The sequence below is a fragment of the Bradyrhizobium sp. CAR08 genome (genome assembly GCF_052871955.1).
The window spans coordinates 1-749 of the sequence record NZ_JBIXJX010000088.1 but is presented as its reverse complement, the minus strand read 5'-3'; the positions used below and the strand labels follow the sequence as shown (position 1 = coordinate 749).

Here is a 749-nt window from a genome sequence, read left to right as displayed (position 1 = left end):
TCCTCTCCCTCGTGGTGTGTAGCCGTGGAGCTCTTGACGTTGTTTCCAGCGGGTGGAAGTTCCGGCCATGCGGTATTTTTTCGGATCAGCATTCGGCGCATCTCGGCGTATTCCCGCGATAGCAGCATTTCTGCCGGCACATGGATTACGTCGGGATCGCCGTAAAATGCTTCGCGATCCGCAAAAACAAGCTTGAGTGCTTCGGCGACGACGTGAACGTACTCGGCCTGATTGTGGCCGAGGGAACTAAGATCGAAGCCTTTCAGAATATTGATCGCCTGCAGCAAGGCCGGACCCTGACTCCAGAATCCGCACGAGTGCACGTCGAGATCGCCGAATTTGGTCGAGACGGTCGGCGCCAGCTTGACACGATACGTCGCCATGTCCTGCTCGGTAAGTAACCCGCCATTCTCGGCATGAAAATTTGTAATTACGCGCATCAGGTCGCCGCAATAAAAGGCATCCCGTGCCGCCTGTAGTCCCCTGATCCGGTCGCCGCCGCGGCCGACGACGGCAGCTTCCTCATCGATCATATATTGCAGACTTCGCGCGAGATCGCTTTGGATGAAGATATCACCGACAGCCGGGCTCTTTCCTCCCGGGAGATAGATCTCTCGATTGGACGGCCAGCGCGCATTCTTGTGCGCCACGAGCTGAAGCTGCTCGGCCAAGAAAGGATATACGACAAAGCCCTCCCGCGCGAAGCGCACGGCGAAGCTCGCGACATCTCCAAATGACATCGTTCCGTA

General features: G+C 57.1%; 1 protein-coding gene. It reads right to left on the bottom strand.

All coding sequences use genetic code 11. The annotated features are described in order from the left end of the window. The coding region (locus tag ACIPUD_RS39820) for a gamma-glutamyltransferase (RefSeq protein ID WP_446482999.1) at positions 1 to 749 on the bottom strand (749 nt) is incomplete at both ends.